The organism is Stygiolobus azoricus (genome assembly GCF_009729035.1).
In the GTDB taxonomy this organism is placed as follows: domain Archaea; phylum Thermoproteota; class Thermoprotei_A; order Sulfolobales; family Sulfolobaceae; genus Stygiolobus; species Stygiolobus azoricus.
Window position 1 is genome coordinate 1702688 of the sequence record NZ_CP045483.1, and the last position, 14529, is coordinate 1717216.

16 protein-coding genes are annotated in these 14529 nt (G+C 34.3%); 6 read left to right on the top strand and 10 right to left on the bottom strand.

The annotated features are described in order from the left end of the window. Positions 1–11: 11 nt before the first annotated feature. Positions 12–662, bottom strand: a complete 651-nt coding sequence (locus D1868_RS09310; RefSeq protein ID WP_156007617.1) for a hypothetical protein — start codon at positions 660–662, stop codon at positions 12–14. Between the two features lies 1 nt (position 663). Next, complete coding sequence (gene trxA / locus D1868_RS09315; protein WP_156007618.1) at positions 664–1080, bottom strand: thioredoxin; 417 nt, start codon at positions 1078–1080, stop codon at positions 664–666. A gap of 68 nt (positions 1081–1148) precedes the next feature. Here trxA and D1868_RS09320 point away from each other — a divergent pair, with 68 nt between their 5' ends. Further along, the gene (locus D1868_RS09320; RefSeq protein WP_156007619.1) at positions 1149–2078 is read left to right on the top strand and encodes an FAD-dependent oxidoreductase; all 930 of its coding nucleotides are present in this window, start codon (positions 1149–1151) and stop codon (positions 2076–2078) included. Next, positions 2075–2794: a D-aminoacyl-tRNA deacylase gene (locus D1868_RS09325; RefSeq protein WP_156007620.1), complete on the top strand. Its 720-nt coding sequence runs from the start codon at positions 2075–2077 to the stop codon at positions 2792–2794. The genes D1868_RS09320 and D1868_RS09325 overlap by 4 nt, the downstream gene beginning before the upstream one ends. Here D1868_RS09325 and D1868_RS09330 read toward each other — a convergent pair. Beyond that, positions 2780–3397, bottom strand: coding sequence for a 2,3-diphosphoglycerate-dependent phosphoglycerate mutase (locus tag D1868_RS09330; protein WP_156007621.1), 618 nt, complete (start codon positions 3395–3397; stop codon positions 2780–2782). The two genes, D1868_RS09325 and D1868_RS09330, sit on opposite strands and share 15 nt — an antisense overlap. A 117-nt stretch (positions 3398–3514) precedes the next feature. Here D1868_RS09330 and D1868_RS09335 point away from each other — a divergent pair, with 117 nt between their 5' ends. Both D1868_RS09335 and D1868_RS09340 read left to right on the top strand, forming a co-directional pair. Next, on the top strand, positions 3515–4009 hold the full coding sequence (locus D1868_RS09335; protein WP_156007622.1) for a CBS domain-containing protein: 495 nt from the start codon (positions 3515–3517) through the stop codon (positions 4007–4009). A gap of 31 nt (positions 4010–4040) precedes the next feature. Beyond that, positions 4041–4388 (top strand): hypothetical protein, encoded by a 348-nt coding sequence (locus D1868_RS09340; protein WP_156007623.1) that lies wholly within the window; start codon positions 4041–4043, stop codon positions 4386–4388. Positions 4389–4465: 77 nt separating this feature from the next. Here the strand turns inward: D1868_RS09340 and D1868_RS09345 are convergent, their stop codons facing one another. Further along, positions 4466–6214 (bottom strand): archaea-specific SMC-related protein, encoded by a 1749-nt coding sequence (locus D1868_RS09345; protein ID WP_156007624.1) that lies wholly within the window; start codon positions 6212–6214, stop codon positions 4466–4468. A gap of 242 nt (positions 6215–6456) precedes the next feature. On the opposite strand from D1868_RS09345, the gene D1868_RS09350 reads away from it, so the two are divergent. Further along, entirely contained in the window at positions 6457–7380 is a 924-nt protein-coding gene (locus D1868_RS09350; RefSeq protein ID WP_156007625.1) for a nucleoside hydrolase, read from the top strand. Here the strand turns inward: D1868_RS09350 and D1868_RS09355 are convergent. Together D1868_RS09355 and D1868_RS09360 are read right to left on the bottom strand one after the other, a co-directional pair. Further along, positions 7343–7765, bottom strand: a complete 423-nt coding sequence (locus D1868_RS09355) for a Fur family transcriptional regulator (RefSeq protein ID WP_156007626.1) — start codon at positions 7763–7765, stop codon at positions 7343–7345. The genes D1868_RS09350 and D1868_RS09355 overlap by 38 nt on opposite strands. A gap of 254 nt (positions 7766–8019) precedes the next feature. Continuing rightward, positions 8020–8526, bottom strand: coding sequence for a hypothetical protein (locus D1868_RS09360; RefSeq protein ID WP_156007627.1), 507 nt, complete (start codon positions 8524–8526; stop codon positions 8020–8022). A 49-nt stretch (positions 8527–8575) separates the two neighbouring features. Here D1868_RS09360 and D1868_RS09365 point away from each other — a divergent pair, with 49 nt between their 5' ends. Then, positions 8576–9382: a CBS domain-containing protein gene (locus tag D1868_RS09365; RefSeq protein ID WP_156007628.1), complete on the top strand. Its 807-nt coding sequence runs from the start codon at positions 8576–8578 to the stop codon at positions 9380–9382. Here D1868_RS09365 and D1868_RS09370 read toward each other — a convergent pair. From D1868_RS09370 to mre11, 4 genes are read right to left on the bottom strand one after another with little or no spacing between them, the layout of a single operon-like run. Beyond that, positions 9372–9674: an MTH1187 family thiamine-binding protein gene (locus tag D1868_RS09370; RefSeq protein ID WP_156007629.1), complete on the bottom strand. Its 303-nt coding sequence runs from the start codon at positions 9672–9674 to the stop codon at positions 9372–9374. The genes D1868_RS09365 and D1868_RS09370 overlap by 11 nt on opposite strands. A 37-nt stretch (positions 9675–9711) precedes the next feature. After that, positions 9712–10713 (bottom strand): DNA double-strand break repair nuclease NurA, encoded by a 1002-nt coding sequence (nurA, locus tag D1868_RS09375; protein WP_156007630.1) that lies wholly within the window; start codon positions 10711–10713, stop codon positions 9712–9714. After that, a complete protein-coding gene (gene rad50, locus D1868_RS09380; RefSeq protein ID WP_156007631.1) occupies positions 10694–13384 on the bottom strand; it encodes a DNA double-strand break repair ATPase Rad50 in 2691 nt (896 codons plus the stop codon). Before rad50 ends, nurA begins: the two co-directional genes overlap by 20 nt. A gap of 1 nt (position 13385) precedes the next feature. Beyond that, positions 13386–14528 carry a DNA double-strand break repair protein Mre11 gene (mre11, locus tag D1868_RS09385; RefSeq protein ID WP_156007632.1) on the bottom strand — a complete coding sequence of 381 codons (1143 nt, stop codon included), beginning with the start codon at positions 14526–14528 and terminating at the stop codon, positions 13386–13388. Between the last annotated feature and the right edge of the window lies 1 nt (position 14529).

Sequence of the window (14529 nt, forward strand, 5' to 3'; positions counted from 1 at the left end):
TTTTTTGTAAATCAATAAAATACATCTCCCTTAACTAGCTTTGAAAAGAGGATACCAAGTTCAGGCAGTTTTACAGTATCATGCTCATTAGGTCTAGGAACCGTTGATAAGTAAACACCGTAGTCTTCATGTTTTCCGTCCTTAGGTTCTCCATAAGGTGAGAATATTATGAAATCCTGAACTCTATTTACTATTTCTTTAACAAAGCTGTCAATCTCTTTATAGATCTCACACTTATCTATGCTCCCGTTATTTACTAAGAACCTGTCTAGAGCTGTCACATCTGCTATTACCGGGGTTTCATCTATGTTTTTAAATATAGCTTCTTTAACTTTGTTTAGTTCGTCCTTTATGGGAACAGTTTTGTCATAAGGTAATTTAACCTCTCCATAGGTAGGATTAGTTATAGGAATATTAATTGCAACTGCCTTAGTAATCTTGATTAACTTCAAGTCAGGGAGAGAAGATAGAAAACTGCTTTCGTTGATATCATCTGTCATTTCTAAAATGCTAAGCCATGCTGGAGTAGGATGGTTATTCTTGTTCTTATTAGCTACTACACCCCTGAAAGTACTACTGAAGAGCATTAATAAAGTTCTAGGATTACATTTCATAAAACTTGAATAACTCAACCCATCAATTCCTAAAAGCAACGGTTTCATATTATTCACCTAGCAATGCCTTAATTCTTGTCTCTATCTCTTCTCTAGGAACTGCTCCCAACACTTCATCTACTGGTTCTCCGTTCTTGAAGAATATAACTGTAGGTAAGCTCATTACCCCATATCTGGCTGAGATATCTGGATTCTCATCACTGTTAACTTTTCCAAAACCTACTTGTGGGTAATCATGTGCTAGCTCTTCAATTATAGGTGCTAATATAAGGCAAGGAGCGCACCACTCAGCCCAAAAGTCTACAACAGAAACCTTATGTGAGTTTATGAAAGAGTCAAAGTTACTGGAATCAAGATGTACTACTGGCTCTCTCATCTGCTCTTCTTTTTTAGATGCTACTTTAGCTAGTTTTTTAGCTTTTTCCTCCAAAAGCTTTTGTAACTCAGGATCATTTTCCTCGTTCATAACTATCCAGATAGTCTTTTCCTCGCACTTTAAAAAGTTTATTTTGTTTAATTTCTAAAAATGATGTTATGGTTGAAACTATCATAGTAGGTGGAGGAATTGTAGGTGCTGTCGTCGCTGATAAACTTCAAGATATGAACAAAGATGTGAAGATTATAGAAAAAGAACGTAAAGTTAAACAGCTTAACTCCAACCGGAGCATATGGGCTATTATACCACCATTATGTGGTGACTTAATGGAAAAGTGTTTATCTTCAATAGATTATTATGTGCAGTTATCACATAAGTACGGTGTTATATACAAGGAAATGAGTGTTATATCAGATAAACAGATAGGGAGAGAAATTTCGATGAACAAATTGAAAGAGATAGAACCTGATGTTACCGTACCTGAGAGTATAAAAATGTACATATACGAAAGGGCTCTTTATTTAGATGGAGAGAAACTTTTAGAAAAGCTAACGAAAAATATTATGATAAATGAGGAAGTAATCGGATACGAGATTAAGGATAATAAGATAACGAAATTACACCTTTCGTCAGGAGAGAATATTTCGGTGAATGGGGACGTTATTTTCTCTACCGGTTATCTCACTGGAAAACTTTTTGATATCAAAGATCTCGAGGTCTATAAGGGTCATTTGATCTCGAGTTCTTCTTCCTTCACTTTAAATAATATCTTCTTTTACAACGGTAAGATATTCTTAAAGAGAAGAAGTTCAGAAGTTATTATCAGCTCGGATGCAGAGAAAACCACAGATAATAAGATAAACTATGAGAAAGTAAAAGATGCGGTGAATACAGTTAACTCCATATATCCATTGAGTCATCGAATTTTAGTTAGCGTAGGTTTCAGGACAGCTTCGAGCAGCAAAAAGTATGTTATTGAGAAAATTGCTGAAAATGCGCTAGTTATTACTGGATTTAGATTTGGGTTTGCAATGGCTCCCTTTATTGTGGATGAGGCTTTAGGTCTTCTAAAGAGTGGGTCGTCATGAGAGTCAATTTCTTATTATCTATAAAAGACCCTGTAGGAATTACGATTAAAAAACTAGGGTATAAGTTTGATGAAATAGAAGATGATGTGATAGATTTCAGGTACGACAAGGGAGACGTTATTATTATATTCTCACGTCATGAGAGCTCTTCTAAGACTCCTTCATTAACTGTTCATTACCCTGGAAATCCGGGATCTAATGCTTTTGGAGGAGAACCTTTTAAACTAGGGATAGCCTTTCCTAAATTATTATCCTCAATTTTTAGAGAGATATTAAGTTTACCCGTGAATATCCAAAAGGCTATTGAAGCTACTCATCATGGTCCCACGTATCAGACTCATCCGGTGATCTTTGTTGAGATAGGTAGCGATATAACTTACTGGCAGAACGAGAACCTTGTGAAAATGATGGTTGAGGCTACTTTGAGAGGTGTGGATAAGTTAGATCAAACCGTATGTGAAGAAATTATTGCGGGAGTAGGAGGGACTCACTATACACCTTATTTTTCGAAGATAAGTACTTCTAAATGTATAGGGCATGTGGTATCCAAATATTACTTAAACGAGATAAACCAAGAGGTAGTGAGGCAAGTTATCATGAATTCTGTTGAGAAAGTAGATAAAATAATATTCGATAACGTTAATTCTTCCATTAAGAATAAAATTGTAGAGTATATAAAATGGATCGATAGTAATATAAAACTAGAGTCTAGATAGGATTTCAGTTGTTAAAATAGGAGTTCCGATACAGATTATCTTGCAGTTTTTTGCATTCTCGTCATTGCATTTGACTATACTTATGCTTGAATTTGGTAGTGAAATTCCCCAAGAACTAATGTCGTCTAAATCTATAAGATATGATAGAAAAGCCCTAATCGGGTCGTAATGACTTACGGCGATAATTGTTCCTTCCTCTTTCTTAATAGTATCTTCTACGAAGCTAACTATCCTCTTCATCAAGATCTCCCATGGCTCTAATCCTTTAGCCGAGATTTCTCTTTTGTAAACTTTTACTCTCCAGTTATTGATTTCGTCAATTCTAAAGTTATTGAATTCGCCTAATTCCCTCTCTCTTAATCTATCATCTATGATTGGCACTAGGCCTAACTCCTCTCCTATTATCGATGCAGTTTGGTAAGCCCTTAGTATAGGACTACTATAAAGTCTCGTTACTGTTGGGATTTTCCTTAACTCTTTAGCGGTCTCTTTAGCTTGTTGTCTACCTTCGTCAGTCAGTGGGTATTTGTTTATATCGTCGGAAAGAATTCTTTGAACATTTGAGACTGATTGGGCATGTCGAATAAACACTATAACAACCATGTTAAAGAGCTTTTATATGCTGATTATAAAAAATTGTTTTTGAATAATTTTCGATAAATTACCCCTTGTCAAAATAATAATAAAGTTTATCAGAGGGTATATAGCCAAAAAGATCTTATGGAGACAAAAGTAGGAATTGTAGGGAATAAGGTGATTCACGTCATAAGAGATACTGATCCTATATCACTAGCAGCAAAAGAGCTTAAAGAACATAACATAGGTGCACTTGTAGTAATAGATAATAATAATAAGATAGTCGGAATATTCACAGAAAGGGATCTAGTTAAAGTAGTTGCTGATGGCAGGACTGATGCAAAAGTGTCTGATTACATGACTAGAAATGTAATAGGAGTTACAGAAGATACAGACATAGTAGACGCACTAGAAGTTATGCTAGATCATGGTTTTAGACACCTGCCGATTTTAAGTAAAGACGGAAAGATAACCGGATTAGTGAGTATAAGAGATTTAGTGAAATCTTTATTAGACCCTCATGTATTTCAATTTAAAAAAGAGGCTTCGGAAGTCAAGGGTTCTGGTTATATATGTCCAGTCTGTGGATTAGAAATTGATGAATTTGGATATTGTGGTTGTGGCACAGGCTCTGGATAAATTTTTTAGTATAGTATTCATTTTTTATCTAATGATAATATTCTATGCGATCGGTGAAAGAGATAGGGCAAAGGAGCTTGTAAAAATTATTACTAAAACTAGATGGAAAACAGTATCCAAACATGCCATAAAAATTGCTAGTTCATCAATAGGTGCTTCTATAGTTTTATTCAAGCCTACAAAAGCAGGTCTAGCAGTAGCATTATGGTTAAAGAAAAAAGCCGAAGAGTTGGGTATGATGGCGATGGTAGGTTGGTTCACGCAAATCGAGAATATACCGCCTGAGGTGGAGGAAGCGATAAAAACTGATTTAAATAAGCTCTTAATGAAGGAGTTAGACGTTCCTTGGTCACCTGAGATTAATGTAAAAAATCCGTAAAAATACTTATTAATCAAAAATATAAATTTAAGTTAAAATAAATATTTTCCAAATTAGAGTTAAGAGAAAGGTACTAATTAACCCATTATCTGATTCGGTTCAAGTAATTTCTCGTTCCTGAATTGTACGGTATCATTACTCTTAGTTATTATCGTATAGTCCACTATGCCGGAAAGGTACTTCTGAATCTTCTCAAATCTTCTCTGGTCAAATGTCATAAATGACTCATCAATTATGAAGAACGGACTCTTGAAATACTCTTTCAGTCCTATCAATACTAATACCAATGCTATTGCAGTCTTCTCTGAAGTAGACAGTTTCTTCAAATCCATCTTCACATTGTCCTTCTTTATTACTATTCTATATTTCTCATCTATTTCAGCTGTATAATTAAATTCAAGATCCCTCATTAACGAGTTAGCCAGGTTGCTAAAAGTATCTTTCACTACAGTTAGTCTTCTAATGTATTCCCTATCTAGGGTAGAAATTTGATCTTCAAGATCCTTTATATTCTTTCTGAAGCTTTGTAGTTCTTCCATAATTCTTTTAGGTATGCCTATTCTTTGTAGTTCTAACTCTATATTGCTCCTTTGTTGCTGAAGCTCTTTTATACGCTTATCAAGTTCACTTTCTCCACTCAAGCTTAAGTCTTTGGTGTCAAGCTCCTCTATTTTTTCCTTTAATTCTCTAATTTGTCTCTGTAATGTTTCAATAGATTTCTGTATCTCACTTACCTCTAGTTTATATGTTTCTAGTTCTTTTTGCTTATTAGTTAATTGTTGTTCATATTTCTCTATTTCTTTTAGTTTATTAGTAATTGTATTAATCGTGCTTTGTATGTTGTTTATTTCCTTTGTTATCTCGTCCCTTTGTCTAGTTACTTCTGTTAGTTCTTTCTTTATGGTATCCAATCTCTCCTTCCAAATTGAAGGATTTACTTCATGACCACAGACGTAGCATACGGCTAAATGTCTCTCATCAGCCTCTTTTATTTCATCTAATACTCTCCCAAGCATTCTGTAGTCTACGTCTAGGTTATACTTTTTTGAGTTAAGATTTTGTAACTTTGTGTTAAGTTCTTCTATCTCTTTTAATAGATTTTCTTTAGAAATAGAGTTCAGATGCTTTTTTAGTTCTTCTATCTCTCTCTCAATTCTTTTTTCTTTAGCTTCCTTTTCTCTCAATTCTTTTTGCCTTACTTCAAGTCTTTTTTCTAAGTCTTCTAATCTATTCTTCTTAGTTATCTTGATACTATTTTCAGTGTTTATTCTTATACTCTCTCTGTCTTTTTCTAGTTTCTCTAACTGTTGATTTATTGCCTCTAATTGTTTCATATAATTTTCAGCTTCATTATATTTCTTTTGATATTCGTCATATGTTGCTTTTATTTCTCCTAGTTTATATTGTAAGTTTTCTTTTTTCTTCTTAATTTCATCAATTTTTGATGCCGCAGATATAAACCACTCTATGTTCTCGTCCCCGACTAATATTCTGGCTACTAACGGGTTCTCGGGTGAGAAATACGATAGTAGTAATGCATTTTTATCATCCATATACAGTTTTTTCTCCTCCTCTATCCTATTCTTAATTCTCTTAAATCTTCTGTAATATAATTTGCCGTCTATTTCAGCTTCAACATACCCTTCATCACTAAAAACATTCAGTAAATCCTCCGCTGTTATTTCCGATGTTAACAACGAAATCAAAGCTCTCGCTAACGATGTTTTACCATATGCATTAGGCGCTTCGTATATAGATATACCCTTCTTTATAGAGAGATAAAGTTCTCTGTTAATACCACCTACATTATAAAGCCTAACTTGCATCAATCATAATACGTGATACTCACCTTAAAAATATTTTGATTAAACTAATAACGATATTAAGGTTTAGGCTAATTCTAATGACATTTATATCTCTTTAGGAAGAATGAAAACAGTTAGCTCGTACTTACTCAAGTAGAATTATTTTATTTTTATTAAGAATTATTCAAGTAATTAAGGGCTAACCTCTCTGTTATCAAGAGAAAAATAAAGTTTAAAGTAAATTGCAAAAGTATTAATCCTACATGAAAAGAAAGGTTATTTTTGATACAGATACAGCAAGTGATGACACTATAGCTCTCTTATTGTCACTAGAATTCTTCGACGTGGTAGGAGTTACAGTAGTTGCTGGAAATGTGAAGTATGAAAATGAGATAAATAATGCTTTATTTACTTTAGAATATTTTGGATATTCTCATGTACCGGTCTTTTTAGGGGCTTCTAGGCCAATTAGAGGTATTTGGAGGACGGTTGAAGAAGTTCATGGAGAGAAAGGTATGGGGAGGTTGGATATACCAAAGCCCTCGAAAAAACCAGAAAATATTTTTGCAAGCGATGCGATAATAGAACTATCAAAAAAATATAATGGAGAACTAGAAATCTTAGCCGTATCACCTTTAACGAATTTAGCATTAGCGTACTTGAAAGATCCTTCCATAGTAAAGAGAATTAAGAAGGTCTGGATTATGGGAGGTGCTTTTACAAGAGGCAATACGACGGAAATCGCAGAGTTCAATTTTTGGGTCGACCCAGAGGCTGCTGAGATAGTCTTGAAAAGCGGTTTTGATATTACAATAGTACCGTGGGAAATAACTGAGGAAGCCGCTACAATAACAGATGATGAGTGGTCAAGAATTTCATCTATGGGTACAAAACGATCGAACTTTTTCATCAAAGTTAATGAAGTTCTAAGAGAATACTCCAAAAGTACAGGGGCTAAGGGTAGTGTACATCCAGATTCACTAACTGTAACTATTGCTTACGACAACAGTATTATTCTCGAATCTGTAAAGAAAAGAGTGGATGTAGAGGTTTGTGGAAAATCAAGGGGGGCTATGCTGGTGGACTGGTATGATATGACAAAGAGTGATATAAAGGCAGAAATAGTTACAAAAGCAGACTCCTCTAAGTTTAAGAAGTACCTATTTGAGGTTCTTTCAAAAGCTTAGAACATTCTGCAATAACAACGACGTTTAGGGATTTAACATTTATTCCTTTCTCACTCAGTTCTTTATATAATCCCTCGAGGTCTACATTAACGTCTATAATTTGATTAGAGTCTTCACAGTAAACATTTACGTGTAAATCCCTCTTAATTTCATACCACGTTATTCCGTTAACTTCGAACGAATTTAGTAGCCCCGCTTTTTCCAGGGTATTAAGCGCGTTATATACTGTGGATAAGCTTATACTTGGCTCTGATTTCTTAAGCTCATTATATATCTGCTCACCGTTAAAATGACCTCCACTATACAATAGTTTTAGTATTGACAGTCTCTGAGGTGTAACTTTCAATCCTTTTTGTCTTAATAGGTCAGCTAAGTCTATTTCCACAAGTAATAACTACTAACACAAAACAATTTAAAAATTATTTACAAATGTGATTTATTCTATAATTTTCATGGGATATAGCTCAGACCTTATAATTGGAAAAGGCATTTTATATTGATGTTTAGGTACAATTCATGTGCATTTTATGGATATTTCTCTGTAAAAACTTTAAATGCCGCGGGTAAAATTGTTTTTAATAGGCAGGATCACCTCTGGGAGTATGAGTATTAACTCAACGATGACCAGAGGGCCAATGTTTAAATTGTGGATTCCTCCTCGTTATCTTCAACAGTTCTTTTATCTTCGACACCCTCCACTTTAATTATCCGTTTGATGATGTTAATTTTTTCATTAATATTTTCAAGGAAGATAATAAGGTCCTCTCTTCTTCTCTTCAATGATAAATGGAAGGGATTCTCTTCATACCTTCTGTCTAGGAAGAGCAGCTCACGTTCAACTAACTCTTTCTCGTTCTCATAATATACGTAAAGCTCTATTATATCAAGGATATCTTTCCTTTCCTCGGCTTTTAAAGAATAATAAGGGCAAATATAGCATAGAAGAGGGTGGGGTGTAGCTCTTCTATCTTTTCCGATCCACTCAAGCAATATTGAATCTTTTTTGATTACATATCTGGAACAAACTCCATTCATAAAGTAAATGCAGCTGTCCCTCTTCTTTCTCCCCTCTTCTATCTTGTCTTCATAATTATTTATCTCCTTTGAAAATACCATGTCAGCAATTAGCTCTCTAAACTTCTCCATCAAATAATATACTATGAATTTATGAGTTTAAATTTCATTATGATATACCATGGGAATAGTAAGAGAGCCTATAATCGTGAGGCCGCACGACTCATTGTTACATACAATAAAGATTATGACGATGGAATATGTGCCTAAGTTGATAGTAGGGGATGAGAACGGCAATCCTTTAGGGGTAGTGACACAAAAAGATGTTCTCAAGTTTATAAGTAAAATGGGAAGTAGAGAGCTTGATAGCGTTTACGTCTCCGAGGTTATGAGAAAGGATATAGTGACGGTTACAAGTGACATTGAACCGCTCGAAGCCGCTCAAATATTGATAGAGAAGAAACAACCTATGCTAATAGTCACCTCGGACAGCGGGAGAATTCTAGGTATGATAATAAAAAGCGACCTATCTCAGTATTACGGTAGTTTGATTAGAGGAATACAAAAAATTTCGGAATATATGTCTAAAAATCCAATAATTATCAATGAAAATTCTAGCATGCATGAGGCATTGAACTTAATATTGTCGAACGACATCAGCAGATTAATAGTGGTCAGTGACGGGAAAATTGTCGGTACAATAACTACCACAGACCTCTTATATTTAGCTCCAGTGTTGAAGATGAAAGAAGTTAACGTAAAAGTTAAGGAAGTAATGACACCAACTATTGTTATAGTAGATGAATATGAGGACCTAAATTACGCTGCTAGATTAATGGCTAATAGAAAGGTCAAAGGTCTTCCCGTAGTAGGTGTTTCCGGAGAACTAAAAGGTATACTGACTACAACTGATATTGTTAGAGCGTTAACTGACGAGAAAATTAGAAAATATCTTCTAGAACTTAAACTCTATACTACTACCTTTTAATTACTTCAAGCTTATGTTCGATACTGTTTTCTTTATCTCTCCTATCATCTATTTTAATAAGGGCGACTATCCTCTTAACTCCCATCCTTTCCAGTTCATCATTAATTTCTTTCAGTATGTATCCAAGTTTGGTTATATCGTCTAGTTCTAATGTGGTCATTGAGGGTGAAGGGTAGTATTTTATACCTAATCTATCTAGGACATCAAAAACCTTCTTTATATAAGGCGAAAGGCTTGTACTAGATGTTCCTATCGGTTCGACACTTATATCTACAAGAACTTTTTTAGGCATACAGAAATTCTATCACTTACACTTAAAAAAGATAATTTTATAAGAACTGACTTGGCCACCACTCCTCTTGTTTAGGTTTAAACCCAAGTAATCTCATAACCCTTTTCACATCATCCCTACTGATCCTTACGTCTTTGTGAACTTCTAATAACGGGTACGGATACCCTCTTACTGAAATTGCCGCTAAAGTGTTTATGAATTCTAACAGTTTTTCTCTTTCAAAAAAGTCAAATTTCAAGATCCTACTATCTTTATCTAGCCTCACTAATGAAGTATAAAATTTTAGGTTTGACAATATCCTGCTTGCTTTTTTACTTACTATATACTTATCCTCGATTGTTTTCTCCATGGGTTGAGTATAACCGATACCTTGAGTAAAGAGCTCTAAAACTACTACATCGGAATAGGGTTGACCAAAGATGTCTGATGACTTACTGTTTTTAGATATGAATAGAAGTTTCTCTCTATATTTCTCTATAAGCAGCGAGATGGCATAGTGATTTTCTGCAACTAATAACTTGTGCATTTTCTCCTCGCTTTCTCCCTCCTTGAGGGAAATAATATCATCAACAGTAAATACATCATCTATATCCGAAATTTTCTCAGTTACCTTATGTCTTCCTATCTTTTTTGCTAAACTTCCGTCCAATAGGATTAGGTCGGCTTTGTCCCCATTCTTTATTGCCAGTTGCAATTCCATTAATTGCATAACAAGCGATATTCTTTCCTTAGCATGATTACCGGGCCTGAAAGCATCAATTAGTGCCCTATCGTCTAATCTCTCTATATTTCTTCCATCGTACAATACAGCTTCAGCATCAACGATAAACACTACTCCTGATCTAGTCTCTTTAGACCACATTCCACCGTCAATAGCTAAAATGTTTTTTGAAGGTATGTTAGTTGGAGGTAGATATGTAATCCACTTGGTATCTAATTTTTCTTTAACCATGGCAAATAACTGATTTTTTAGTTCAGCAGTGCTTACTAGTATTCTTTGTTTGTTTTCTAGTATTTCGTTATATAACCTGCTGATCATTAGATACTACCTCCACCTTGCTTATGCCGCCTTTCTTTTCTAACTTGAGTACATAATCTCCAGCCTCCATTAACTCCTCTTCGTGAGTTACAAGAATAATTTGGTGAACTATTTCAAGAGATGATCGTATTATGTCTATTAACTCTCTCCTTCTGTACTCATCAAGATTAACCGTTGGTTCGTCCATAATCAATACTCCGGCATCTTTCATTAGAGATTTAGCTATCGCAAGCCTTAAGGCTATTGCAATAGCTGTTCTTTCCCCACCGCTCAAAGCATTTACAGGAACTTCGTCTCCTTTATCATTATACACTACTATTGCGCTAGCTTTGTTCTTTCCCTTAACTCCCTGCTCAAAATTAAGTTCTAAAGCTCTATATGTTAGATCAAATTTAGAAAGTATGGTTATGAGATTATTCTCTATGGATGTTTTTGCATTATTCTTGAGGTAAGCCTGAAGTTTCTTCTCGCTTAATATCTCCCTAAGTCCCTCTAGGTTCTTCTTTGCATCGGTCAGCTTTTTCTCTTTTTCCAATTTCTTTTTAATCTCTTCCAGCTCCTTAAGGTCGTTATCTATGGTAGACTGTAGTGCTTTTATTTCTCCCTCTAGCTTTCCCATCTCTAAAGACAATCTGTTGTATTCGTCATTCATTTTTTCCACTTTATCTTTTAATTCTTGGTAATAGGCTACATCAAACTTAATTGTACTGATTTCCTCTTCCACTTTCTTCAGTTCATTTTCTAGTGTAGTCTTTCTTAGCTTCTCGTTTTGTAGAACAGCTAGCCTAGCTTTTACATCCTCTAACTTTCTTTTCAGGTTCTGAATCTCAGTAATCTTATTCTCAATTTGTTTCTCGATCTCTAATAATTTTTTATTATCATTTGGTAATTCAAACTCTTTAAGTATTTGTGATAATTTTTCTGTGTCTTCAGCTTTTTGTTTCACCTTCTCAGCTATTTCTCTATTTAGATCCTCGATCTCGTTTTCTGACACGCGGCTTACCTTCAAATATCTGTTATGATACTCTTCGAGTTCCTTTAGTTGTTCCTTAATCCTATTGTATTCCTCATGAGCAGGCTGGTAGTTCTTAACCTTCTCTTCATAATCCGCTTTTTGTTTCTCCAATTTTTCTAACTCTTGCTTGAGGTTTTCGAACTCTCCCTTTAGCTTCTGTAAACTCAGTATTTGAGATTGAAGTTGCATTATAGTGCTTTGTAATCTGTTAATATAATCAGACAAGCTAAGGTATTGCTTGTTTAGTTCCAGTTTTTGTTTATTTAGTTGCTCAATTTTTTCGGAAAGTTCTTGATAGATTTTTGACCTCTCATGTTCACTTAAGTCTCTTCCACAAACCGGGCATTTACTTACACTTTCAAGGGAATGTAAGTTGTTCTTAATAGATACTAGCTGCTTGATTTCTCCTTCTACCTCACTTTTCCTTGAAGTAATTTCCTCTTTTTCTTTTCTTTTCCTCTCTAACTCTTCATTTAACGATTCTAACTTTATCTTTAGTTCTTCATCATTAATAATTTTAATTTCTGACAGTCTTCTTTTCTTTTCCTCAATATTTCTTTTGATATTTTCTAGTATACTAATCAGCCTAGTATACTCGTTTTCCACATTCTCTAATTCAATTTTCTTTCTGTTAAGTTCTTGATATGTCTTCTCTTTATCTTCGAGCTTCTTCTTTTCCTCTAAATCAGATTTCTTTGAATTAAGTTGTTTAATTAGATTATCAAGGAATTGTGAGGTTTGTTTGATAGAACTGATTAGCACTTTAGCTTCCTTTATGGCATTCAGTTTGTTATTTAACAGCTCCTCATCTTTAACTTTCGCTTCTAAGTCTTCTTTTTCTCTAAGGAGAGCAGGTAATTGTTTTAACTTTTCTTCTATTTCTTGAATCTCCTTTTGTATAGAGAGCTTAGTTTGAAATAAAGCCTCTACTTTTGCCTTTTTGTCTTCGAGTTGTGTTATTTCTGTTTTTTTCTTTTGTAAATCTTCTTGAATTCTCTTTACTCTTTCAATGATGTCTTGTAATTGTTTTTGGTCTTCTTCTATCCTCTTCTTGTTATTATTAATTCTTTGCTCTATAATTTTATACCTTTCTTTTTCCCCCTCTAGGTACTTTAGTTCGTTATCTATATCCTTTATTAGTTGATGAATAGGACCATTAGTCTCTCTAAGTTCATTCATCCTTTCAATTTTTAGAATTTTATTCATTATTTCAGAAATATTATCAAAAATTTCCTCTATTTTGCCTTGTGCAATAAACAAAGTAGACGAGAAGACTTCTTCATCAGCGTTTATTAACTTATATACTGTAGCATCAACTTCTTTGGCTCCTCTAGCTAAGGTCTTATACCCGTTTGGAAAGATTTCCGAAATTGTATCCGTTATACTTCCCTTGATTAAACGTCTAATTTGATAGGTCTTTCCGTTTATTTCAATATCTAATTCTACTTTTGCTTCTTTGCTTCCTTTTCTAATTAAGTCATCTTGGTTTACTTTCCTTACTGGGTCTCTAAATAAAGAAAAGTAAATGGCATCTATTATAGAACTCTTTCCAGCGCCGTTATGGCCTATAATTACGTTAATTCCAGGCTTAAACTTTACATCCGATTTTTCATGACTTAGAAAGTTTTCAACATAAATTCTTTTTATCTCCATCATTTTAATCTAACCCCGCAAATTTCCTAAGGAGCTTATATACTTCATCTTCGTTTTCTTCCTTAAGTATTGAAAGTACTAACTTCGCGTTAGACTCTGTGTATTTTGCGACCTTGACTAAATACTCCATAATCATTTCATCTAGGGACGAAGTAGGAGAAACTTTAGGGTTGTTTTTTGTCTCGTCTATATATGACGTATTATCCTTCGCTATTCTGTAATACTCTGAGACTTTAGATAATTCTCTCAACTTACTTACGATTTCACTTTTCTTTCGTGGAGTTCCCTCAAGTATAATATGTAAAATTGGTTTTTTCTTGTACTCGTTTATTAAAGACGTAAGCTTGATAACTAAAGACTTAACATCTTTTTCTAGATTATCTGTATTAATCGTAACTTCTAATTGCGGTCTAATATCGGTATTAATGTAATGTATAGAAGGTTCACTAGTGGAGTAATCGATAACGGTTACACCTTTCTTATTCTTTTGGTATCCCTCGAGTTCTGCTACACTTATAATATCTGGTGAACCAGCTATCTCTATGAGCGTTCCTCCATCTAGAACATGTTTTATTCTATCATGGAAATGTCCTATAGTTATTATTCCAAATCCCTTGGGAAGATCTGATACCTCCAGCTGATAACTGTATTGGTAAGGTAATAATGGATTTACACCTTGATGAAGCATTAAGATGCTCTTCCTAGAGGAAGGTTTCATTTTTTCTAGTTTCTCTTTTAACGCGTTGGCTCCCGTCAAGGGAACGTGGGAGATGCCAAAAATTTCAACGTCATTTAGCTTGTAATAGTTCTTTTGATGATCAAGAAGTATTAATAAACCCTCTTCTTCTAATATTCTTTGCGGGAAAATATTACTTCCTCTCTTCGGAGAATCATGGTCACCGGCAATAGCAATCAAAGGTATTTCTTTCTCTTTTAATCTCTTAAGCTCTCTTAAGGCTACCAACATAGCTTTATTAGGTGGTTCGTTCTTGTCGAAGAAATCACCTGTATGTATGACAGCGTTGACTCTTTCTTTAATACTTATATCAATTATTTGCCTGAAAGTGTCGTATATATCTTCTTCCCTGAAGTCCTTATCATATTGTCTTTTCCCTAAGTGTGTATCCGAAACGTGTAAGATCCTCATG

Coding starts and splice junctions, on each gene's coding strand:
- D1868_RS09310 (WP_156007617.1), bottom strand. CDS start 662: ATGAAACCGTTGCTTTTAGGAATTGATGGGTTGAGTTATTCAAGTTTT.
- trxA (WP_156007618.1), bottom strand. CDS start 1,080: ATGAACGAGGAAAATGATCCTGAGTTACAAAAGCTTTTGGAGGAAAAA.
- D1868_RS09320 (WP_156007619.1), top strand. CDS start 1,149: ATGGTTGAAACTATCATAGTAGGTGGAGGAATTGTAGGTGCTGTCGTC.
- D1868_RS09325 (WP_156007620.1), top strand. CDS start 2,075: ATGAGAGTCAATTTCTTATTATCTATAAAAGACCCTGTAGGAATTACG.
- D1868_RS09330 (WP_156007621.1), bottom strand. CDS start 3,397: ATGGTTGTTATAGTGTTTATTCGACATGCCCAATCAGTCTCAAATGTT.
- D1868_RS09335 (WP_156007622.1), top strand. CDS start 3,515: ATGGAGACAAAAGTAGGAATTGTAGGGAATAAGGTGATTCACGTCATA.
- D1868_RS09340 (WP_156007623.1), top strand. CDS start 4,041: ATGATAATATTCTATGCGATCGGTGAAAGAGATAGGGCAAAGGAGCTT.
- D1868_RS09345 (WP_156007624.1), bottom strand. CDS start 6,214: ATGCAAGTTAGGCTTTATAATGTAGGTGGTATTAACAGAGAACTTTAT.
- D1868_RS09350 (WP_156007625.1), top strand. CDS start 6,457: ATGAAAAGAAAGGTTATTTTTGATACAGATACAGCAAGTGATGACACT.
- D1868_RS09360 (WP_156007627.1), bottom strand. CDS start 8,526: ATGGAGAAGTTTAGAGAGCTAATTGCTGACATGGTATTTTCAAAGGAG.
- D1868_RS09365 (WP_156007628.1), top strand. CDS start 8,576: ATGGGAATAGTAAGAGAGCCTATAATCGTGAGGCCGCACGACTCATTG.
- D1868_RS09370 (WP_156007629.1), bottom strand. CDS start 9,674: ATGCCTAAAAAAGTTCTTGTAGATATAAGTGTCGAACCGATAGGAACA.
- nurA (WP_156007630.1), bottom strand. CDS start 10,713: ATGATCAGCAGGTTATATAACGAAATACTAGAAAACAAACAAAGAATA.
- rad50 (WP_156007631.1), bottom strand. CDS start 13,384: ATGATGGAGATAAAAAGAATTTATGTTGAAAACTTTCTAAGTCATGAA.
- mre11 (WP_156007632.1), bottom strand. CDS start 14,528: ATGAGGATCTTACACGTTTCGGATACACACTTAGGGAAAAGACAATAT.